Below are 19,447 nucleotides of genomic sequence, written 5' to 3' on the forward strand. Positions count from 1 at the left end.
AAGCGCAGGCAGCTATAAATAGCATAGCTATTCAGAGGAGCATTGGATGAAGGTTGTAGGCTTTGCCGGTTTCTCCGGCAGCGGCAAGACCACGCTGGTCGAGCAGGTCATCCCCGAGCTGCGGCTGCGCGGGCTGCGCGTGTCGGTGGTCAAACATGCGCACCACAGTTTCGACATCGACCATGCGGGCAAGGACACTTACCGCCACCGCGAGGCGGGCGCCTTCGAGGTGGTGGCGGCGTCAGACCGGCGCCTGGCCCTGATCCGCGAGTTCGAGCAACCCGCCCAGCTCAGCGTGCACCAGTTGCTGGCCGAGCTCTACCAGGGGGTGGACTGGGTGCTGGTCGAAGGCTTCAAGGAAAGCGATCTGCCCAAGATCGAGGTCTGGCGGGCCCCCGAGCCCGGCCAGGTGGCCCGGCCGGTGCGCTACCCCAACGACTGCTTCATCGTGGCCGTGGCCACCGACGCCCCCGGGCAGCTGCCCGTGCCCACCCAGCGGCCCGTGCTCGACCTCAACGCGCCCGCCCAGGTGGTCGACTGGCTGTTGCAGCATGCCGACCGCTTTGACTACCAGTGGGACCTGCACGGAGACCTGTTGCCATGCGCCCCCCAATGAAGCAGCCGCTCAAGCCGCTCGATGACGCCCTGACCGAGCTGCTCGGCCATGCGGTGCCGCTGGCAGGCGCCGACATGGTCACCACCTTCGATGCCGACGGCCGCGTGCTGGCGCAGGACTGCACCTCGGTGCTGCATGTGCCGCCGCAGGACAACAGCGCGATGGACGGTTACGCCGTGCGCTGCGCCGATGTGGCGGCTGTGGGCGTGGAACTGCCCGTGTCGCAGCGCATTGCAGCGGGCAGCGCGGGCGAGCCCCTGCAGCCCGGCACGGCCGCGCGCATCTTCACCGGCGCCCCCGTGCCGGCGGGCGCCGACGCCATCCTGATGCAAGAAGACTGCAATGCACTGGAAGATGGCCGCGTGCGCATCAACGCCGTGCCGCGGCCGGGCCAGTGGATTCGCCGCGCTGGCGAAGACATCACGCGCGGCGCCGTGGTGCTGCAGGCCGGCACGCGCCTGACGCCCGCCGAGCTGGGCCTGGCCGCCAGCATCGGAATGCACCAGCTGCAGGTGGCCCGCCGCCCGCGCGTGGCGCTGTTCTCCACCGGCGACGAACTGGTCATGCCCGGCGATGTGCCGCCCGCGCAGATGCGCCCTGGCGCCATCTACAACAGCAACCGGTTTTTTCTGCGCGCCATGCTGCTGCGCCTGGGCTGCGAGGTGACGGACTTCGGCATCGTGCCCGACCGGCGCGACACCACCATCGACGCCCTGCGCCAGGCCAGCAACGTGCACGACCTGATCCTGACGAGTGGCGGCGTGAGCGTGGGCGAGGAAGACCACATCAAGCCCGCTGTGGAAACGCTGGGCACGCTCGATTTGTGGCAGATCGCCATGAAACCCGGCAAGCCGTTTGCCTACGGCCAGATTCCGCGCGACAACGGCCGCGCGCATTTCATGGGCCTGCCGGGCAACCCGGTGTCGAGCTTTCTGACTTTTGCGCTGCTGGTGCGGCCGTTTGTGTTGCGGCTGCAGGGCGTGCACAGCGTTGCTCCTCAAATCATAGCTGCCCGTGCTGATTTCACCTGGGCTAAGGCCGATAAACGCCGCGAATTTTTGCGCGTGCGGCACAACGCGGCGGGCGGGCTCGACCTGTTCAACAACCAGAGCTCGGGCGTGCTCACCTCGGCCGCCTGGGGCGATGGCGTGGTGGACAACCCGGCCGGCCAGACGATTGCCGCCGGTGACACCGTGCGGTTCATCGCGTTTTCGGAGCTGCTGTCATGAAGGTTACCGTGCGTTACTTTGCCTCGATCCGCGAGGCCATTGGCCAAGGCAGCGAGGCGGTCGATACCTCTGCCGCCACGCTGGGCGCGCTGCGCGACGAACTCATCGCCCGTGGCGGTGCCCATGCCGCCAGCCTGGCCCGCGGCAAGGCCGTGCGCCTGGCGCTCAACCAGGTACTCAGCGACGAGTCGGCTGCCCTGGCCGACGGGGCCGAAGTCGCCTTCTTTCCGCCGGTGACGGGCGGCTGACAGCAATCTGTTTTAGCGCGCCGGTGGCTGCAGGGGCGCGTCTGCTGCCGGCTCTGGCTGCGGCGCCCGCAGTTCCGGGCAGGGCCACGCCAGCAACTCGGCCAGCCGCGTGACGATCCAGGTGGCTTCGGGCGCCGATACGCCCGATTCGGCCGTGCACAGGCCGGCATGGATGCGCCGCAAAATCTCGGCCTCGGACGGCGCCTGTACGTGGTACAGCGTCTGTGCGTGCTCTACCAGGTGGCCTGCCAGGTCTTCGCACAGCTCATAGCGGGTGCGCACCCCATTGGCCTTTTCAGTCAGCCGCCCGCGGGCGTCGCTGTACACCGCCATGAAGGAGGGCGGGACGTGGATCTGGTTGTCGTCGTCCATGGGCAATGCTCAGTCGGGGGTGAACAGCCGCTCGAATTTCACCCCATCGGCCGCCAGCTCGAACGTCACCAACTGCCCCATCTTCATGTCCGACAGCCGGCAGGCCGCAAACAGGGTGTATTTGCCGGCCAGGTGCATGCTGGGCAGATCGATCAGTGCATAGGGGTGGGGCACAAACACTTCGTGCTCGAAGACGGCGTTGCGGTGCTGGTTGCGGGGTGACGGAAACAGCTTGTAGCTGGCGGTGGTGATGGTTTGCGTGGCCATGGGCGGGTTGGGGTTACAGTGCGGGCGAATGCTACAGACAATCCCTTTTCCCTTCAAAAAACCTTCCCATGGCACGAACCAAGAGTGAATGGCCCGCCAAGGTGATGGCGCTGGTGCGCAGCGGCAACCTGGCGGCGGCTTCGGCGCAGATCAAGGTGGCACCCAGCGTGGGCGACGTTACGCGCTTGCAGGGGCTGTTGGCCCAGCTGCCGCCATCGCCCGCGCTGCAGCAGCTGCAGCAGGTGGTGGAGGAAGAGCGTGCGCTGCTTGCCGCACCGCGCCTGCACCGTTCGCCGTGATGGCTGATGCGATCGTCCCGCCCATGATTTCGCCCGTTGTTGAGCCTGCCATGAACCTGCCCCGTGTATCCATCCAGACGCAAGACTTTGATGTGTCTGCCGAACTCAACGCCCTGCGGCGTGGTGACAAGGGCGTGGGGGCGGTCTGCAGCTTTGTGGGCACGGTGCGCGACCGCAACGAGGGCGACGCCGTGGCCTCGATGGAGCTGGAGCATTACCCCGGCATGACCGAAAAATCCATCGAAGCCATGGTGGACGAGGCCTTTGGGCGCTTTGACATCTTTGGCGCCCGCGTGATCCACCGCGTGGGGCTGCTGCAGCCGCTCGACCAGATCGTGCTGGTGGCGGTGACCAGCGCCCACCGGGGCCAGAGCTTTCAGGCCTGCGAGTTCTTGATGGACTACCTCAAGACCCAGGCGCCGTTCTGGAAGAAAGAGCAGACCGCGCAGGGCGCCCGCTGGGTGGACGCGCGCGTGAGCGACGACGCCGCGCTGGCGCGCTGGGGCATCACGGCGAGCAATGCCTGAAGCCCGTATCGCTGCCCCGAACTGAAAATTTGGATGAAATTGCCCGCAAGCGCTTGTTGGTAAAGCGCTGGTAGCTATCAAAACAGTAGTTTCGACGGCGATGGCGCCTGGATGATTCACTGATGCAGGTCAATCCTGCCGCCGCGGCACTGTCTTGAAATCAGGCACACACTGCCTCAAGTGCTCTGCAATTCGGAGGATATGGACCATGCGTCTCGACAAATTCACCACCAAGTTCCAGGAAGCCCTGAGCGACGCGCAAAGCATTGCGCTGGGCAATGACCACGCCTACATCGAGCCTGTGCATGTGCTGCAGGCCATGCTGCAACAGGACGACGGCCCCAAGGCGCTGCTGCAACGTGCCGGGGTCAATGTGCCCGGCCTGCTGGCGGCAGCCGAGGCGGCCGTCAAGCGGCTGCCGCAGGTGCAAGGCAACGACCAGGTGCAGGGCGGGCCCGAGCTGGGCCGCGTGCTGCAGGCCACTGAAAAAGAAGCCATCAAGCGCGGCGATCAGTTCATTGCCAGCGAGCTGTTTTTGCTGGCCGTGATCGACAGCAAGGGCGAGGCCGCGCGCATCGCCAAGGAAAACGGCCTCACGCGCAAAAGTCTGGAAGCCGCCATTGACGCCGTGCGCGGCGGCCAGAAGATGGACAGCGCCGAGGCTGAGGGCCAGCGCGAAGCCCTCAAGAAATACTGCATTGACCTGACCGAGCGCGCCCGAATGGGCAAGCTCGACCCGGTGATCGGCCGCGACGATGAGATCCGCCGCGCCATCCAGGTGCTGCAGCGGCGCACCAAGAACAACCCGGTGCTGATCGGCGAGCCCGGCGTGGGCAAGACGGCCATTGTTGAAGGCCTGGCCCAGCGCATCGTGGCGGGCGAGGTGCCCGAGTCGCTCAAGGGCAAGCGTGTGCTGAGCCTGGACATGGCGGCGCTGCTGGCCGGGGCCAAGTACCGTGGCGAGTTCGAGGAGCGCCTGAAAACCGTGCTCAAGGAATTGGCGCAGGACGAAGGGCAGACCATCGTTTTCATCGACGAACTGCACACCATGGTGGGCGCCGGCAAGGCCGAGGGCGCGATGGACGCGGGCAACATGCTCAAGCCCGCGCTGGCGCGTGGCGAGCTGCACTGCGTGGGCGCCACCACGCTCGACGAATACCGCAAGTACATCGAAAAAGACGCGGCGCTGGAGCGGCGCTTTCAGAAGATCCTGGTGGGCGAGCCCACGGTGGAGGCGACGATTGCCATCCTGCGCGGCCTGCAGGAAAAATACGAGCTGCACCATGGCGTGGAGATCACCGACCCGGCCATCGTCGCCGCCGCCGAGCTGAGCCACCGCTACATCACCGACCGCTTCCTGCCCGACAAGGCGATTGACCTGATCGACGAGGCGGCATCGAAGATCAAGATCGAGATCGACTCCAAGCCCGAGGTGATGGACAAGCTCGACCGCCGGCTGATCCAGCTGCAGATCGAGCGCGAGGCCGTGCGCCGCGAGAAGGACGAAGCCTCGCAAAAGCGCTTTGGCCTGATCGAGGAAGAGATTGCATCCCTGCAAAAGGAAATTGCCGACCTTGACGAAATCTGGCAGTCCGAGAAGGCCCAAGCCCAGGGCAGCCAGCATGTGCGCGAGCAGGTCGAGCAGGTCAAGCAGCAGATCGAGGAACTCAAGCGCAAGGGCGACTTCAACAAGGTGGCAGAGCTGCAATACGGCAAGCTGCCCGAGCTGGAAAAGCAGCTCAAGGAAGCCCAGGCCAAGGAAGAAGGCAAAGATGGTGCGGCCCAGCCCAACCGCCTGCTGCGCACCCAGGTGGGCGCCGAGGAAATCGCCGAGGTGGTGAGCCGCGCCACCGGCATTCCCGTGGCCAAGATGATGCAGGGCGAAAAAGACAAGCTCTTGCAGATGGAAACCCGGCTGCACGAGCGCGTGGTGGGCCAGAACGAGGCGATTGCCGCCGTGGCCAACGCGATTCGCCGCTCGCGCTCGGGCCTGTCGGACCCGAACCGCCCCACGGGCAGCTTTTTGTTCCTCGGCCCCACGGGCGTGGGCAAGACCGAGCTGTGCAAGGCGCTGGCGGGCTTTTTGTTTGACAGCGAAGACCACCTGATCCGCATCGACATGAGCGAGTTCATGGAAAAGCATAGCGTTGCACGCTTGATTGGCGCGCCTCCGGGCTATGTGGGCTATGAAGAGGGCGGCTACCTCACTGAGGCCGTGCGCCGCAAGCCCTACAGCGTGCTGCTGCTCGACGAGGTGGAAAAGGCCCACCCGGACGTGTTCAACGTGCTCTTGCAGGTGCTGGACGACGGCCGCCTGACGGACGGCCAGGGCCGCACCGTGGACTTCAAGAACACCGTGATCGTGATGACGAGCAACATCGGCTCGCACCTGATCCAGGCCATGGTGGGGCAGGACAGCGAGGACATCAAGGAAGCGGTGTGGGGCGAGCTGAAAAACCATTTCCGCCCCGAGTTTTTGAACCGCATCGACGAGACGGTGGTGTTCCACGCGCTCGACGCGCAGCACATCGCCAAGATCGCCAAGATCCAGCTGCAGCTGCTGCAAACCCGGCTGGCGAAGATGGATTTGGAGTTGCAGGTGTCCGACGCCGCCTTGGCAGAATTGGCCAAGGTGGGGTTCGACCCGGTGTTTGGTGCGCGGCCGCTCAAGCGGGCCATCCAGCAGCGCATCGAGAACCCGCTGTCCAAGCTGCTGCTGGAAGGGCGCTTCCCGCCCAAGAGCGTGATCCCGGTTGGTGTCGATCCGGTGCTGGAGCCCGGCGTTTTCCACTTCGGCACACCCGTGTCGGCGTGATGGCCAAGGAGGTTGTTTGAATGATTTTTTGACGGGCCTGGCCCGCTGGTTCATCCGGGCCGTGTTGGTGGTGGCCGGGCTGGTGATGTTTCTGAGTTTGCTGGCTGCCATGCTGGTGCTGGCGCTGGCCTGGGGGTTGCGTGCGTTGTGGGCACGCCTCACCGGCCGGCCCGTCATGCCCTGGACCCTGCGCGTCGATCCGCGCACGGGCTGGCGCACGGTGTACCGATCCACCGAGCGCTGGTCGGCGGCGCGTCCCCCGCCTGCCGCCGACACGCCCGCACGCCGCGCGGGCGTGCTGCCCGGCGCTGATGATGTGGTGGATGTGGAACCGCGCGAACGGCGGTAAAGCCGGAAGTGGGTAAGAAACAGTTCTTACGTTTCAGGCGCTGGGCGGCCTTCTATGATGACCGCCATGACCCCTGACGACATCCGCGCCCATTTTCATCTTCAGCACCAGGCCAGCCGGGCGCACATTGACGTGCCCCTGCTGGTGCGCCGTGAGCGCCTGCTGCGGGTGCAAAAGATGCTCGATGAGCACGGGCCCGTGCTGGCCGCCGCTGTGCAGGCCGATTTCGGCATGCGCTCGCCGCGCCTGACCGAGGTGGCCGATTTTTTTGTGCTGCGCACCTTGCTGGCGCACACCCTGCGCCATCTGGCGCGCTGGATGAAGCCCCAGAAGGTGCGCACGCCGCTCTTCTTGCAGCCTGCGCGCGGCTGGATCGCGCGCCAGCCCTTGGGCGTGGTGGGCGTGATTTCGCCGTGGAACTACCCCGTGCAGCTGGCGCTGGCCCCCGCCATCACGGCGCTGGCGGCGGGCAACCGCGTCATGCTCAAGCCCAGCGAGCTCACGCCCCACACTTCGGCGCAGCTGGCCCTGCTGGTGGCGCAGTTCTTTGCGGCAGATGAGTTTTGCGTGGTGCAGGGCGACGCGGCCACGGCGGCGCTGGTGGCGTCGCTGCCGTTTGACCACCTGGTGTTTACCGGCTCCACCGCCGTGGGGCGCAAGGTGGCGCAGGCGGCCGCGCAGCACCTCACGCCCACCACGCTGGAGCTGGGGGGCAAGTCGCCGTGCATCGTGGACGCCGATGGCGACATGCAGGACGCCGCGCTCAAGATTGCCCACGGCAAGCTGCTCAATGCCGGCCAGACCTGCATTGCCCCCGATTACGTGCTGCTGCCGCGCGGGCGCGAGGCCGAGTTTTCCCAGGCCTACGAGGCGGCGGTGGCGCGCCTGTTTCCCCGCATCGAGGGCAACCCCGATTACGCCTCCATCATCACGCCGCGCCACTATGCGCGGCTGCGCACCCTGCTGCAGCAGGCCCAGACGCAGGGCGCCGAGGTGCACACCATCGATCCCGCCAGGGGCAAGCCCGCGACCACCACCGTGGGCACGCTGGGCGACGGGGTCAGCCGCCAGATGGCGCCCTCGCTGGTGTTTGGCGCCACGTCGGGCATGGGCCTGATGCAGGAGGAAATTTTTGGCCCCATCCTGCCCGTGATTTCGTATGACCGGCTCGACGACGCCATCGCCCACATCAACGCGGGGCCCCGCCCGCTGGCGCTGTACTGGTTTGGCCGCAGCGAAGCCGTGCGGGACGATGTGCTGCGCCGCACCGTCAGCGGCGGCGTCACGGTGAACGACACGCTCATGCACATCGCCCACGACAACCTGCCCTTTGGCGGTGTGGGCGACAGCGGCTGGGGTGCCTACCATGGCGAGCAGGGTTTTCTGCGCTTTTGCCACCAGAAGTCGGTGCTGGTGCAGTCGCGCTGGGCCATGGGCGCGCTGCTCTATCCGCCGTATGGTGCGCGCTTCGACTGCATCATGGGCCTGCTGCGTCGCTGGCTGTAGCCGCGCTCTTGTCGTCCTGCCCCCGCGCGGAGCCTGCCGCTTTGGTGGACTGCGGCTGGGTGATGAGCTGCACCATGGCTTCGCGCAGCTGGCTGGTGGACACGGGCTTGTGCAGCAGCAGGGCCGACGTGCTTTGCGCATCGCGCAGGCGCTGGGGCGAGGTGTCGCCCGTCATGATGATGGCCGGCACCGCAGTGCCCAGGTGCGTGCGCAGCGCCTGCAGCACCTGCTTGCCGGTTTCCTCGTGGCGCAGCCGGAAGTCCGTGATGATGAGGTCGGGGGTGTCGTCGCCCAGGCGTTCGAGTGCGTCCGCGCCCGAGTCGGCCACGGTGCACAGGCAGCCCCAGCTTTGCAGCAGCGACTGCATGCCCAGGCGCACCGCCTCGTCGTCGTCGATGGCCAGCACATGCAGGCCCTCCAGGCTGCGGTCTTCGGGGAGCGGCGCGGCGTCATCCTCCAGTGCGCCGTCCCACGCATCCATCCAGAGGCGAAACACCGAGCCCCGGCCTGGCTTTGAGCGCAGCTCGACGGTGGTGCCCCCCATCTCGTTGACCAGCCGGTGCACGATGGCCAGCCCCAGGCCCAGGCCCTTGCGCCGGTCGCGCTCCGGGTTGTCGAGCTGCAGGAACTCCTGAAAAATGTCGTCCCACTGGTGCTGGGGTATGCCAACCCCGGTGTCCCACACCTCCAGTGCCACCCGCTGGCCGCGCCGGCGGCACGCAATCAGCACCCCACCCCGGGCGGTGTAGCGCAGCGCATTGGAGATGAAGTTGCGCATCACCAGGCCCACCAGCGCGCGGTCGGCATGCGCGGCCAATGAGGTCTCGCGGGTGCGGTACACAAGGCGCGCGTTGTCGGCCTGCACGCCAAACTCCTGCTCCAGCGCCGTGAGCAGCGGCTGCACGGCAAAGGCCGCCGGGCGCACCTTGACCACGCCGGCCTCCAGCCGCGAGTAGTCGAGCAAGGTGGTGAGCATTTCGGCTGCGGCGCTGGATGCGGCGTGCGCATGGTCCAGCACCGTCTGCTGGCGCTCGTTCAGGGGGCTGCGCTGCAGGCTCTCCAGAAACAGCCCCATGGCATGCAGGGGCTGGCGCAGGTCGTGGCTGGCCGCCGCGAGAAAGCGCGATTTGTCGCGGTCGGCTTTTTCGGCAATCTGCTGGGCCGCCTGGGCGCGCTGGGACTCGGCGCGCAGCTCTCCCACCAGGCGCTGGTTTTCCAGTTTCAGGCCAATGCTGCGGCGGGTGGCCTTGTCGGCGGTGCTGGCCTGCATGCAGGTCAGGCTGAAATACACCAGCACGAGGAACAGCGCGGGCCACAGCACCGGCCCGCCTGCCAGGGCAACGGCCAGCAGCACGCCGCCGATGGCGCAGCCCAGGTAGGTCAGGTAGGCGCGGTACAGCGGCGCTCCCAGCCCCAGGGCGCCCGATGACACCGTGCTGACGATGCCAATCGCATAGATCACGCTGGCGGCGTTGCCCCAGTGCATCACCACCAGGCCCAGACTGCCCCAGCTCAGCCCCATGCCGGCCATGCAGGCCATCAGCTTGTAGGCCGATTGGCGGGCGGGGGCGGCGTGGGGGTCCATGCTGCGCAGCGCGAGATAGACCACCGCCACCACCAGCACATGCGCGATCAGCCATGCGGTCATGGCCTGCGCGTCGGCCACGCCGTCCATCACCCACATCGTGCCCAGCGCCGTGGCCAGCGAGGCCAGCAGGGTCATGGGAAAGTTCTGGCGCAGCAGTGCGACCTGCTCGCGCAGCACCTCGTCGCGCTCCCAGCGCAGCGACGGCCAGGGCCACCGCCAGCGCGCAGCGACCCCTGGCGTTTCAGGCGGCATCGTGCAGCGGCGGCAGCGACAGGCCCAGCCGCTGGGCCGCCAGCAAGGCAGCGCTGCGGCTGTTGACGCCCAGCTGCGCAAAGATGGCGGCCACATGCACGCGCACGGTGTTCTCGCTCAGCCCCAGATCGCGCGCAATCACCTTGTTGGGCTTGCCGGTGCACAGCAGCGAGAGCACGTCGAGCTGGCGGGCCGTCAGCGAGGGCGCTGCCGGTCCGCGCGTGGTGGCGGTGTTGCCGCTGTTGGGGGGAAAGCAGGGCGCGCCAGACAGCGCGCAGGTGATGGCTTCCAGAATGTCCTCGCCACTGGCCGACTTGGGCAAAAAGCCGTCGGCACCGCGCATGCGCGCCTCGTAAACAGCGTCGGGCGCCACGCTGGCAGACACCAGCACGATGCGCGCCCGGGGGCAGGCCTGGCGCAACAGGCGCAGGCCGTCCAGGCCGCTCATGCCGGGCATCTGGATATCGAGCAGCACCAGATCCACCGCGTCCAGCTGCAGCGCACAGGCTTCGGCCACGGTGCCGGCCTCGGAAATGGAGTCCACCGCCGGGTGGTCCTGCACGATCAGGCGCAGCCCGGTGCGAAACAGGGTGTGGTCGTCAACAAGCAGCAGACTGGCGGGCATGGGGCGAGTATTGCGCACAACGCCGGGCTGCGGGTCTAGTCCATTTGTGCGATGGACGCGCGGGCGTGCGTTTCCTAGACTTTGTTCAAGGCGTTGTGGTGGTCTGTGGTTAGACCGCATTGCGCAACTGATCCTGACTTGGTTATCTGCAAAGAGGTTTCCTCATGAGTGCCAGTGCTTTCGCTTTCCATTCTGCCGCCGGATTTTCCGCCCACCGTCCACACACTGCCGGCCCGCGTTCCATGGCCAATGGCGCAGGGACGGGCGTGGGGGGCAACACCGTGGCCCATCTGCTGCAAGAAAACTGCGCCGAGCTGCAGGCATCGGCCGGCGTGGTCATTGAATACCTGGATACGCAGGCGGGCACCTGGCAGTTTTCGCTGGACGACGGGCAGACCTGGCGCGCCATTCGCACCGACCTCATCAACCGGCCCGGCCACATGGGCCTGGCACTCGATCGCGACGCACGTCTGCGCGTGCTGTGCACGGGCGCCAGCCGCGATGGCGCGCGCGTGGTGTTGCATGCCGTGCAGCGCAGCCATGGCGCCGGCAACGGCAGCTATCGCCCCTACGCGCCCGATGAACGCGAGGACGCTTCGCACAGCGTGACGCTGGTGCTGGGCCTGGGTGCCATCAACGGGGTGCCTCCGGCGGTGAAAGTGCCCCGTCCGCGCAACAAGCGCGCCCGTGCGCAGGGCGCGGCAACGGGCGACGAAAAGGCTGCGTTGGCAATGGCCTGAGGACGGTTTCAGGGGCCTGGGCAGGCCCGCGGATTAACCAGCCGCACGGGGTGAAAAAGCGTTTGCGGCGACAATGCCGGTCCTTTTTGTTTTTTCACCCCCTGTTTTCGTTCGGTTTTTCCATGTCCAGTATCCAGGTTCGTCCCGCCACACTTCGCGATGCCAAAGCCATTGCCCAGATCCATACCGTTTCCGCCCAAGAGGCTTACAAAGGTCTGGTGCCAGACGAGCAGTTGAAATCCATGTCGGTCGAAAAGCGCCAAGCCTACTGGCGCGAGGCCATCGAGTATTGCGAGCCGCAGGTGCAGGTCGCCATCGATGGCGAAAAAATCGTCGGCTTCGTCGGCTACGACCGCTCGCGCGATGAAAAATCCCGCCCCACCACCGGTGAAATCTGGGCCATCTACGCCGCGCCCACCCATTGGAACCAGGGCGTAGGCCTGGCCCTGTGGGACGCCGCCCGCGACGGCCTGCACGAAGAAGGCTGCACCAACGTGACCGCGTGGGTGCCCTTGCGCAACGAGCGCGCCATCCGCTTCCACGAAATGGCCGGCTTCAAGCGCGAACTCTCCACCGCCAAGACGGCCGTGGTGGGTGGCGTGAAGATTGAAGAAGTGCGCCTCAAGCGCCCCATCAACTAAGGCCATCCCATGATCTCCTGGAGCGACTCGGGCCAAGCCCACGAAGCCCGCTGGCGCTCCGAAAGCGGGGCCACTGCGCCGCGCCGCGTGGTGGTGGCCGACGACACGCTGTCTGCCGACACGGCCTACCGGCTCGCCTGCGCAGGCACCGGCCTGCTGTGGCAGGGCGACTTTCAAAACGCCCGCATGCTGCTGCAGGCCCTCATGCGGCGGGTGGACCGCAAGCCGCCCAAGGCAGCAGCCAAGGCCGCCGAAAAAATTGCGGCGGCCACGCCGGCCGAGGCGTTTCACCTGCACCGCCAGGCGCAGGCCCAGCGCGCCCGCGTGCTGTCGGCCTTGCTGATTCCTTTGGAAGGCGATTACGGCATGGACCTGCGCCGCGCCCCCGACCTGCGCCAGGCCTGCACTGAAGCCTGGGGCCCGGCCACGGGCGAGCGCTCGGTGGCCTCGCTGCGCGAGCTGCTGGGCCTGGTGGGCGCGCACGAGTGGCGCAAGAAGGGCGTCGAAGTGCCCGCCCTGGGCGCCGCGCCGAACAACCGCATCCATCCGTATTACGGCGTGTTCTCGCCCGTGCGCGGCGAATATGTGGACCTGGTGGCAGCGGCCGCCCTGCCATCGAAAGCGCTGGCCTTTGACATCGGCGTGGGCACCGGCGTGCTGTCGGCCCTGCTGGTGCGCCGTGGCGTGCAGCGCGTGGTGGCCACCGAGCAAGACCCGCGCGCGCTGGCCTGCGCCCGTGACAACCTGCAGCGCCTGGGCGCGCTGGCGCAGGTCGAGCTGCAGTCGGTGGACCTCTTTCCCGCCGGGCGCGCGCCGCTGGTGGTGTGCAATCCGCCCTGGGTGCCGGCCCGTCCCAGCTCGCCGATCGAGCACGCCGTGTACGACGAGGGCAGCCGCATGCTGCGGGGCTTTCTGGCCGGGCTGGCCGCGCACCTGGAGCCCGGCGGCGAAGGCTGGCTCATCTTGTCGGACCTGGCCGAGCACCTGGGTTTGCGCACCCGCGAGCAGCTCATGGGCTGGATTGCCGATGCGGGCCTCCAGGTGCTGGGCCGCGCGGACATTCGCCCGCGCCACGCCAAGGCGGCCGATGCGGGCGATGCCCTGCACGCCGCCCGCGCGGCGGAAGTCACATCGTTGTGGCGCCTGGCTGCGGCCTGATGCGCGCCCATCCCATTTCCTGCTAAGACGGTGAGGGCGCGCTGCGCCGGGCTGCGTTGCGCGCTCAGCCTCTCAGTCGCTCATGGCGGCAGACAGCGCCCGGTCTGGCGGCTGCAACTGCTCCAGGCGCTCGCGAATGCCCAGGGCGCGCTCATCGCCAGCCACCTTGGCCACCTCGGCAATCAGGGCTTCGCCCACTGCCAGCATGCTCTCGCGGTCGCGCGCTTCGCGCAGGGACGCGTGGTAGCTGCGGGCCAGATCGGGGTTGCGGCGGGCAAACAGGCGCTCGCTCAGGTCGAACAGGTACATGCGGGTGCTCGCCAGGGAGCGCAGGGCTTCGCTGGGAGCGGGGGGCGTTTGCGGTGCGGCAATGGGTTCGGGCGCTGGTGCCGTAACGGGTTCGGGCGCGGCAACGGGTTCGGTTGCAGCTTGCGTGGTGGCCAGCTGGGCAAGGTAGCCCTCGCGCACAAGGTGTTCCACCATCTGGGCGCCGGTGCCGTTGTACATGGCCTGCAGTTCAGACAGTGGCTTGCCGTCGGCCAGCAGCAGCAACGAGCGTTCGCGCAGGCTCAGGGTGCGAACGCCAGGCGAGAGTTCGCGGCGGGCTTTATCGGTTCGTTGGAGCAACATGGACGCACGGATCACGGAAAGGAATGGCCTGCATTCCAGCACCGCGCGATGACGCTGTGATGACCTGCACGGCACGCCGCCGTGCAGCCCGTGCCGGCACTGCAGCCCGCCCGCCAGGCTGCCGCACAATGGCGGGCGCTGCCGGTGGCAGCAGATCGGGTTCTGATTTGCTATTTGTTTTGTAGCTGCTAGCGCTTGCTGCATAAGCGCTTTTGCCTGTTTTCTTGTAAATTTTCTTTCGACATCCACCGCCGCCCTTGGCGTGTGGAACGCACCATGACCTTGCTGCTCGCCCCCATGGAGGGGCTTCTGGATTTTGTGCTGCGTGACGTGCTGACCCGCGTGGGCGGCGTGGACCGCTGCGTGTCCGAGTTCATCCGCGTCACCGGCACCGTGCTGCCTGACAAGGTGTTCCTGCGCTACCTGCCCGAGCTGCGCCACGGCGGGCGCACGCTGGCGGGCGTGCCGGTGCGCGCGCAGCTGCTCGGCTCCGACCCGGTGTGCATGGCCGAGAACGCAGCCGCCCTGGCGGCGCTGGGCCCCGAGGGCATCGACCTGAACTTTGGCTGCCCCGCCAAGGTGGTCAACCGCCACGGCGGCGGCGCGGCGTTGCTGCAAGAGCCCGAGCGCATTGCCACGGTGGTGGCCGCCGTGCGCCGCGCCGTGCCAGCGCATCTGCCCGTGTCGGCCAAGATGCGCCTGGGCTTCAACGACGCCAGCCTGGCGCGCGAGTGCGCGCAGGCCATGGAAGCCGGCGGCGCCAGCGAACTGGTGGTGCACGCCCGCACCAAGGCCGATGGCTACCGCCCGCCAGCCTATTGGGAGCAGATTCCGGCGATCCGCGCGGCCGTGCGCATTCCGGTGGTGGCCAATGGCGAGATCTGGACCGTGGCCGACGCGCAGCGCTGCCGCGCGGTGTCGGGCTGCGACGCCCTCATGCTGGGCCGCGGCATGGTGGCCGACCCCGGGTTGGCCCGCGCCATCCGCGCTGCCGACCAGGGCCAGCCGGGCACGGACCGGGTGGAATGGCCCGCATTGCTGCCGCAGTTGGCCGCGTTCTGGCAGCTGGTGTGCAACGACCTGGAGCCGCGCCAGCGCGCTGGCCGGCTCAAGCAATGGCTCAACCTGCTGCGCCGCCGTTATCCCGAGGCCGAGTTGGCATTCCAGCATGTGCGCACCATGACCGATCAGCGCGCCATCACCGCTTGGGTGGCTGCCTTGCAGTCTTGAAAGTGGGTGGCCGCACCCCTGCGGGGCTGGCGCTACAGAAGATGATCGGGCGCCAGCGGCCCCAGTAGCAGCAGCAACAGTTGCAGCGGCACGCTGGCACCGGGCTCGCTGGTGGCGTCCTGCAGGTTGCTGCCCTGGGGCGCTCGCCAGATCAGGCCGCCGCCAGCCTGCAGCTCCACATGCCAGGCGGCATCGCGCAGTGCTTGCTCGATGCTGCTGCCTGCCCGGCGTGCCAGATCGGTGCTGCGGATCAGCAGCGCGATTTCGGTGTTCTGTTTTTGCGAGCGCATATCGAGGTTCATGGAGCCCACGGCGAGCAGCCGGTTGTCCATGATCACCAACTTCGAGTGCAGCATGGCGCGCGAGGAGCCGGTGGCGCCGCCGCTGCCCGTGGCGCTGATGGCACGGCGCACACCAGTGGTCTCGCTGTGCATCTCGTACAGATCGACGCCCATGGCCAGCAACTCCTTGCGGTGGCGCGCGTAGCCGGCGTGGGCAATGGGCGCGTCGTTCGACGCCAGCGAATTGGTCAGCACGCGTACTCGCACGCCCCGGGCACGCGCCTGGGCAAAGGCCGCGGTGATCTCGCGCCCCGGCACGAAATAGGGCGAGACGATGAGCAGATCGCGCCGCGCCTGGCCCATCAGCTGCAGCAGGCCATCCACCACGGTGTCTTCGTTGTCCTCCAGGTGGGCCGCCGGAGCACCCTGCGCCGCCACTGCCGCACGCGGCGAGGGCGTGTCGGGCTGGGGTGCCAGCGGCTCGGTGGTGGCAGAAGATTCCGCCGGAATCTTGGCGGGCTTGTCCACCAGCACCACGGCGGGCGCCCACACAAAGCGGGCGGTTGTCAGATCGAGCGGCTTGCGGTCCCACACCCGGCTGCGCTGGGCCGCGTCGGCGTCTGGCGCCATGGGGGCAGATGCCGTTGCCAAAGGGCCAGAGGCGGCCGGGGGTGCAGGCGAAGGCTCGGTGCGCGCGCCTTGTTCCTCTTCGGCGGCGGCAAGCGACGCGCGCTGGGCGTCCAGCTCTTTTTGCGTGATCAGCGACTGCACCGGATAGGCGCGCTCGTTGTTCCAATAGCTGTCAAAGCTGCGCGACAGATCCTGCACGATGGGGCCGACCGCCAGCACGTCCAGATCGACAAAGTTGCCCGATGCGTCGTGGCCGAAATAGGCGTCGCCCAGGTTGCGCCCGCCGGCAATGCCCATGGCGTTGTCGGCGATGAACAGCTTGTTGTGCATGCGCTGCTGCACGCGCGAGAAATCGCTGAGCGCGCTGACCATGCGCCAGAAGGCCGAGCCGCGGGCGCCCGCCACCGGGTTGAACATGCGCATTTCGATGTTGGGCTCAAACGCCAGGCGCATCACCTGCGCGTCTTTGCCCGCGCTGTGAAAGTCGTCCAGCAGCACGCGCACGCGCACGCCGCGCCGGGCGGCGGCCACCACGCTGAGCAGCAGGCGCTCGGCGCTGGCATCGGCGTGGATGGCGTAGTACTGCAGGTCCAGCGTTTTCTGCGCCGCCTCCACCAGGGCCAGGCGGCTGCCATAGGCCGCCTGGGGGCCGGCCAGCAGCAAAAAACCCGATGCAAAGCGCGCATTCGCCGCCGTGCGGCGCTCGTCCACCAGCGTGGCCAGCGGTGTGCCGGCAACGGTTTCGAGTGCCGTTGACACGGGGCGCTGCACGTTCTGGGGCAATTCGGCACAAGCCCCCAGCAGGGGAACGAGCAGCGCCGCCCACAGCAGCGGGTGCCGGCGCAGCAGCGGGGTGAGAAAACCGGAAACAAGGGCGAGTGTCATGGGCGGGCGCAGTGGCAAAAATCGGCGGCGTGAACCGGCGGCGGGGCATTGCCAGCGGGTTGGGGTGCCGGCGTGTCAGGCGGGTCTGGACAGCACCGGACCACGCCATCATGCGCCACAGGGTAGTGGGCTGCGCTCTGTGTGGATGTCAGACGTGGCGCCGAGATCACGGACACGGCCCGGTGATTTGTCTCCAATCAACCCCGCCCGCCCTGAGCCGGCCAGGTCAGGCCAAGCTCAGCCCGAACGGATGGAAGCGCCATGCATCGGAGGCATGCCGAAAAATTGGGTAAAAAACGGCTCTAGCCCTTTTCCAGTAAGCGCCACAAGCTATGTATTTAATAGCTTTTCCACGCATGAACCAGCCCGGTGCCAGGCTCAATCGAGCGCCAGCACCTGGGCGGCCAGGGCATCAATGCCCGCCGCCGAAAGATCGTCGCTGGCCAGGGTGTGTCGCGTGGCCCACTGGTGCAGGTGGGTGCTTTGCGAGCGGGCATAAAGCGGGTCGTAGTGCAAGGCCACCAGCTCGGCAAACAGCGGGGCCAGCGCACCGGCCTGGGCCCAGTCTTGCCAGCGCGCGATCACCTGCTTGCCGTGCAGCTCTTTCAAAACGCCCAGTTGCCGGGCCAGCAGGGCCGGGTCGTCGCCCAGGTTGGCATAGTCGCGCAGCAAAAAATCCAGTCGGGCCGGCACGCTGGCCGCGATCTCGATGCAGGGGCTGGCGCGCAGCCGCTGCACCAGCGGCTGGGGCACCGCCAGGCGGCCGATCTTGCTGCTTTCGGCCTCGACATAGATGGTGCGCTGCAGATCCAGGGGCTCCAGCGCATGCAGCAGGGCCGTTTCAAAGGCGGTTTGCGAGGGCTGCTCCACCCCCGGCCAGGCACCCAGCACCGAGCCCCGGTGGCGGGCGCAGGCCTCCAGGTCGATCACCTGCGCGCCGCGCGCCGCAAGGGCTTGCAGCACGCGCGTTTTGGCGCTGCCGGTGGGGCCGCAAATCACGCGCAGGGGCAGTTGCGGTGCCAGCTCGGCCAGCCGGTCGATGACGTGGCGGCGCCAGGCCTTGTAGCCGCCGGCCAGTTGCTGCGCATCCCAGCCCACCAGGCGCAGCCAGGTCACCATCGAGCCGCTGCGCATGCCGCCGCGCCAGCAATAAACCAGCGGCTTCCAGCTGGCGGGCTGGTCGGCAAACTGCTCGCGCAAATGCCGCGCCAGGTTGGCGGCCACCATGGCACCGCCCACGCGCCGTGCCTCAAAGGCGCCTTGCTGCTTGTAAATGGTGCCCACAATGCGGCGCTCGTCGTCGTCGAGCACCGGGCAGTTGATGGCGCCGGGAATGTGGTCCAGCGCAAATTCGGCGGGCGAACGCGCATCGATCAGGGTGTGAAACGCATGGCGGTCTGCCACGCGCACGGGGCCGCGGTGGCTCATGGTGCCAAGCCCTTGCCCCGCGCTGCCCGGCGGTCGGCTGGCACAATCGCGCGCACCATGACTGTTGATTCCAAACCCATTCGTCTTACCCAGTTGTCGCACGGCGGCGGTTGCGGTTGCAAGATAGCGCCGGGCCTGCTGCACGAGATTTTGGCACGCGCACCGCAGGGCATCGTGCCGCCCGAGCTGCTGGTGGGCAACGAAACCAGTGACGATGCCGCCGTTTACCGCCTCAACGACAGCCAGGCTCTGGTGGCCACCACCGATTTTTTCACCCCCATCGTGGACGACCCCTACGACTTTGGCCGCATTGCCGCCACCAATGCGCTGTCAGACATTTACGCCATGGGCGGCACGCCCATCATGGCGCTGGCGCTGGTGGGCATGCCCATTGCCCAGCTGCCGCCCGAAGTGATTGGCCGCGTGCTCGAAGGCGGCGCCGCCGTGTGCCGCGAGGCCGGCATTCCCATTGCGGGCGGGCACTCGATTGACGTGCTGGAGCCCATCTACGGCCTGGTGGGCCTGGGCCTGGTGCACCCGCAGCGCGTGCGCCGCAACGCCGATGCGCAGGCGGGCGATGTGCTGGTGCTGGGCAAGCCGCTGGGCGTGGGCATTTTGTCGGCCGCGCTCAAAAAAGGCATTCTGGACGCCGCGGGTTATGCCGACATGCTGCGCTACACCACGCAACTCAACCGCGTGGGCATTGCGCTGGGCGCGCTCGATGGCGTGCACGCCATGACCGACGTCACCGGCTTCGGCCTGGCCGGCCATCTGCTGGAGGTGTGCCGGGGCTCGGGGCTTTCGGCCCAGGTGAATCTGGCCCAGGTGCCGGTCATTGAAGCTGCAGCCAAGTTTGCGGCCGATGGCGTGGTCACGGGTGCATCCGCACGCAACTGGGCCGCCTATGGCGCCGACGTGGCCTGGGCGCCCGGTGCGCCCGAATGGCAGCGCCACCTGCTGACCGACCCGCAAACCAGCGGCGGCCTGCTGGTGAGCTGCAGCCCCGATGCGCTGGCCAGCGTGCTGGGCACATTTGCGCAAGCCGGCTTTGCCGCAGCCGCCGCCATCGGTGCCATGCAGTCGCGGGCGCCAGGGCAGGGCAGCCAGCTGGTTTGCGGCTGAGCAGGGCGG

Annotated in this window: 20 protein-coding genes; 13 read left to right on the forward strand and 7 right to left on the reverse strand. The window is 67.6% G+C overall.

What is annotated here, in order from left to right:
* Positions 1-46: 46 nt before the first annotated feature.
* From mobB to moaD, 3 genes are read left to right on the forward strand one after another with little or no spacing between them, the layout of a single operon-like run.
* Positions 47-616: a molybdopterin-guanine dinucleotide biosynthesis protein B gene (mobB, locus tag CCX87_RS05445; protein WP_087744422.1), complete on the forward strand. Its 570-nt coding sequence runs from the start codon at positions 47-49 to the stop codon at positions 614-616.
* The gene (locus CCX87_RS05450; protein WP_087744424.1) at positions 613-1,845 is read left to right on the forward strand and encodes a molybdopterin molybdotransferase MoeA; all 1,233 of its coding nucleotides are present in this window, start codon (positions 613-615) and stop codon (positions 1,843-1,845) included. Before mobB ends, CCX87_RS05450 begins: the two co-directional genes overlap by 4 nt.
* Positions 1,842-2,093 carry a molybdopterin converting factor subunit 1 gene (moaD, locus tag CCX87_RS05455; RefSeq protein WP_087744426.1) on the forward strand — a complete coding sequence of 84 codons (252 nt, stop codon included), beginning with the start codon at positions 1,842-1,844 and terminating at the stop codon, positions 2,091-2,093. Before CCX87_RS05450 ends, moaD begins: the two co-directional genes overlap by 4 nt.
* A gap of 12 nt (positions 2,094-2,105) precedes the next feature.
* On the opposite strand, the gene CCX87_RS05460 is transcribed toward moaD, so the two are convergent.
* Together CCX87_RS05460 and CCX87_RS05465 are read right to left on the reverse strand one after the other, a co-directional pair.
* Positions 2,106-2,465 (reverse strand): hypothetical protein, encoded by a 360-nt coding sequence (locus CCX87_RS05460; protein ID WP_087744428.1) that lies wholly within the window; start codon positions 2,463-2,465, stop codon positions 2,106-2,108.
* A gap of 9 nt (positions 2,466-2,474) precedes the next feature.
* Positions 2,475-2,732: a hypothetical protein gene (locus tag CCX87_RS05465; RefSeq protein WP_086913004.1), complete on the reverse strand. Its 258-nt coding sequence runs from the start codon at positions 2,730-2,732 to the stop codon at positions 2,475-2,477.
* Between the two features lie 68 nt (positions 2,733-2,800).
* On the opposite strand from CCX87_RS05465, the gene CCX87_RS05470 reads away from it, so the two are divergent.
* The 5 genes from CCX87_RS05470 to CCX87_RS05490 all read left to right on the forward strand — a co-directional run bounded on the left by CCX87_RS05470 (position 2,801) and on the right by CCX87_RS05490 (position 8,228).
* Complete coding sequence (locus tag CCX87_RS05470) at positions 2,801-3,031, forward strand: hypothetical protein (RefSeq protein ID WP_086913003.1); 231 nt, start codon at positions 2,801-2,803, stop codon at positions 3,029-3,031.
* A 50-nt stretch (positions 3,032-3,081) separates the two neighbouring features.
* On the forward strand, positions 3,082-3,558 hold the full coding sequence (locus CCX87_RS05475) for a molybdenum cofactor biosynthesis protein MoaE (RefSeq protein WP_198314764.1): 477 nt from the start codon (positions 3,082-3,084) through the stop codon (positions 3,556-3,558).
* A 208-nt stretch (positions 3,559-3,766) separates the two neighbouring features.
* Positions 3,767-6,373: an ATP-dependent chaperone ClpB gene (clpB, locus tag CCX87_RS05480; RefSeq protein ID WP_087744429.1), complete on the forward strand. Its 2,607-nt coding sequence runs from the start codon at positions 3,767-3,769 to the stop codon at positions 6,371-6,373.
* Between the two features lie 16 nt (positions 6,374-6,389).
* A complete protein-coding gene (locus CCX87_RS05485; protein WP_087744431.1) occupies positions 6,390-6,722 on the forward strand; it encodes a hypothetical protein in 333 nt (110 codons plus the stop codon).
* 66 nt (positions 6,723-6,788) lie between these two features.
* Positions 6,789-8,228, forward strand: coding sequence for a coniferyl aldehyde dehydrogenase (locus CCX87_RS05490; protein ID WP_087748192.1), 1,440 nt, complete (start codon positions 6,789-6,791; stop codon positions 8,226-8,228).
* Here CCX87_RS05490 and CCX87_RS05495 read toward each other — a convergent pair.
* Together CCX87_RS05495 and CCX87_RS05500 are read right to left on the reverse strand one after the other, a co-directional pair.
* On the reverse strand, positions 8,200-10,068 hold the full coding sequence (locus CCX87_RS05495) for a hybrid sensor histidine kinase/response regulator (protein ID WP_087744434.1): 1,869 nt from the start codon (positions 10,066-10,068) through the stop codon (positions 8,200-8,202). The two genes, CCX87_RS05490 and CCX87_RS05495, sit on opposite strands and share 29 nt — an antisense overlap.
* Positions 10,058-10,693, reverse strand: coding sequence for a response regulator (locus tag CCX87_RS05500; RefSeq protein ID WP_087744437.1), 636 nt, complete (start codon positions 10,691-10,693; stop codon positions 10,058-10,060). The genes CCX87_RS05495 and CCX87_RS05500 overlap by 11 nt, the downstream gene beginning before the upstream one ends.
* Positions 10,694-10,935: 242 nt before the next feature.
* On the opposite strand from CCX87_RS05500, the gene CCX87_RS05505 reads away from it, so the two are divergent.
* The 3 genes from CCX87_RS05505 to CCX87_RS05515 all read left to right on the forward strand — a co-directional run bounded on the left by CCX87_RS05505 (position 10,936) and on the right by CCX87_RS05515 (position 13,232).
* Complete coding sequence (locus CCX87_RS05505; RefSeq protein ID WP_087744439.1) at positions 10,936-11,433, forward strand: hypothetical protein; 498 nt, start codon at positions 10,936-10,938, stop codon at positions 11,431-11,433.
* A 122-nt stretch (positions 11,434-11,555) separates the two neighbouring features.
* The gene (locus CCX87_RS05510) at positions 11,556-12,074 is read left to right on the forward strand and encodes a GNAT family N-acetyltransferase (protein WP_024814453.1); all 519 of its coding nucleotides are present in this window, start codon (positions 11,556-11,558) and stop codon (positions 12,072-12,074) included.
* A 9-nt stretch (positions 12,075-12,083) separates the two neighbouring features.
* Positions 12,084-13,232, forward strand: coding sequence for a methyltransferase (locus tag CCX87_RS05515; protein WP_087744441.1), 1,149 nt, complete (start codon positions 12,084-12,086; stop codon positions 13,230-13,232).
* 72 nt (positions 13,233-13,304) lie between these two features.
* Here the strand turns inward: CCX87_RS05515 and CCX87_RS05520 are convergent, their stop codons facing one another.
* Positions 13,305-13,862, reverse strand: a complete 558-nt coding sequence (locus tag CCX87_RS05520) for a hypothetical protein (protein ID WP_087744443.1) — start codon at positions 13,860-13,862, stop codon at positions 13,305-13,307.
* A gap of 276 nt (positions 13,863-14,138) precedes the next feature.
* Here CCX87_RS05520 and CCX87_RS05525 point away from each other — a divergent pair, with 276 nt between their 5' ends.
* On the forward strand, positions 14,139-15,092 hold the full coding sequence (locus CCX87_RS05525) for a tRNA dihydrouridine synthase (protein WP_087748193.1): 954 nt from the start codon (positions 14,139-14,141) through the stop codon (positions 15,090-15,092).
* A 32-nt stretch (positions 15,093-15,124) separates the two neighbouring features.
* Here CCX87_RS05525 and CCX87_RS05530 read toward each other — a convergent pair whose 3' ends face one another.
* Together CCX87_RS05530 and mnmH are read right to left on the reverse strand one after the other, a co-directional pair.
* Positions 15,125-16,888, reverse strand: a complete 1,764-nt coding sequence (locus tag CCX87_RS05530; protein ID WP_087744445.1) for a phospholipase D family protein — start codon at positions 16,886-16,888, stop codon at positions 15,125-15,127.
* Positions 16,889-17,266: 378 nt separating this feature from the next.
* Positions 17,267-18,316: a tRNA 2-selenouridine(34) synthase MnmH gene (gene mnmH / locus CCX87_RS05535; protein ID WP_087744447.1), complete on the reverse strand. Its 1,050-nt coding sequence runs from the start codon at positions 18,314-18,316 to the stop codon at positions 17,267-17,269.
* 57 nt (positions 18,317-18,373) lie between these two features.
* Here mnmH and selD point away from each other — a divergent pair, with 57 nt between their 5' ends.
* On the forward strand, positions 18,374-19,438 hold the full coding sequence (selD, locus tag CCX87_RS05540) for a selenide, water dikinase SelD (RefSeq protein ID WP_087748194.1): 1,065 nt from the start codon (positions 18,374-18,376) through the stop codon (positions 19,436-19,438).
* The last annotated feature ends 9 nt before the right edge of the window (positions 19,439-19,447 follow it).

The sequence above is a fragment of the Acidovorax sp. T1 genome, assembly GCF_002176815.1.
In the GTDB taxonomy this organism is placed as follows: domain Bacteria; phylum Pseudomonadota; class Gammaproteobacteria; order Burkholderiales; family Burkholderiaceae_C; genus Acidovorax.

What these genes read in the sequence shown, in the direction of transcription:
- CCX87_RS05525 (WP_087748193.1), top strand. Translation starts at nt 14,139, where the DNA reads ATGACCTTGCTGCTCGCCCCCATGGAGGGGCTTCTGGATTTTGTGCTG.
- CCX87_RS05490 (WP_087748192.1), top strand. Translation starts at nt 6,789, where the DNA reads ATGACCCCTGACGACATCCGCGCCCATTTTCATCTTCAGCACCAGGCC.
- CCX87_RS05505 (WP_087744439.1), top strand. Translation starts at nt 10,936, where the DNA reads ATGGCCAATGGCGCAGGGACGGGCGTGGGGGGCAACACCGTGGCCCAT.
- mnmH (WP_087744447.1), bottom strand. Translation starts at nt 18,316, where the DNA reads ATGAGCCACCGCGGCCCCGTGCGCGTGGCAGACCGCCATGCGTTTCAC.
- CCX87_RS05465 (WP_086913004.1), bottom strand. Translation starts at nt 2,732, where the DNA reads ATGGCCACGCAAACCATCACCACCGCCAGCTACAAGCTGTTTCCGTCA.
- CCX87_RS05460 (WP_087744428.1), bottom strand. Translation starts at nt 2,465, where the DNA reads ATGGACGACGACAACCAGATCCACGTCCCGCCCTCCTTCATGGCGGTG.
- CCX87_RS05520 (WP_087744443.1), bottom strand. Translation starts at nt 13,862, where the DNA reads ATGTTGCTCCAACGAACCGATAAAGCCCGCCGCGAACTCTCGCCTGGC.
- CCX87_RS05500 (WP_087744437.1), bottom strand. Translation starts at nt 10,693, where the DNA reads ATGCCCGCCAGTCTGCTGCTTGTTGACGACCACACCCTGTTTCGCACC.
- clpB (WP_087744429.1), top strand. Translation starts at nt 3,767, where the DNA reads ATGCGTCTCGACAAATTCACCACCAAGTTCCAGGAAGCCCTGAGCGAC.
- CCX87_RS05510 (WP_024814453.1), top strand. Translation starts at nt 11,556, where the DNA reads ATGTCCAGTATCCAGGTTCGTCCCGCCACACTTCGCGATGCCAAAGCC.
- CCX87_RS05495 (WP_087744434.1), bottom strand. Translation starts at nt 10,068, where the DNA reads ATGCCGCCTGAAACGCCAGGGGTCGCTGCGCGCTGGCGGTGGCCCTGG.
- CCX87_RS05515 (WP_087744441.1), top strand. Translation starts at nt 12,084, where the DNA reads ATGATCTCCTGGAGCGACTCGGGCCAAGCCCACGAAGCCCGCTGGCGC.
- CCX87_RS05475 (WP_198314764.1), top strand. Translation starts at nt 3,082, where the DNA reads ATGAACCTGCCCCGTGTATCCATCCAGACGCAAGACTTTGATGTGTCT.
- mobB (WP_087744422.1), top strand. Translation starts at nt 47, where the DNA reads ATGAAGGTTGTAGGCTTTGCCGGTTTCTCCGGCAGCGGCAAGACCACG.
- selD (WP_087748194.1), top strand. Translation starts at nt 18,374, where the DNA reads ATGACTGTTGATTCCAAACCCATTCGTCTTACCCAGTTGTCGCACGGC.
- CCX87_RS05530 (WP_087744445.1), bottom strand. Translation starts at nt 16,888, where the DNA reads ATGACACTCGCCCTTGTTTCCGGTTTTCTCACCCCGCTGCTGCGCCGG.
- moaD (WP_087744426.1), top strand. Translation starts at nt 1,842, where the DNA reads ATGAAGGTTACCGTGCGTTACTTTGCCTCGATCCGCGAGGCCATTGGC.
- CCX87_RS05450 (WP_087744424.1), top strand. Translation starts at nt 613, where the DNA reads ATGAAGCAGCCGCTCAAGCCGCTCGATGACGCCCTGACCGAGCTGCTC.
- CCX87_RS05470 (WP_086913003.1), top strand. Translation starts at nt 2,801, where the DNA reads ATGGCACGAACCAAGAGTGAATGGCCCGCCAAGGTGATGGCGCTGGTG.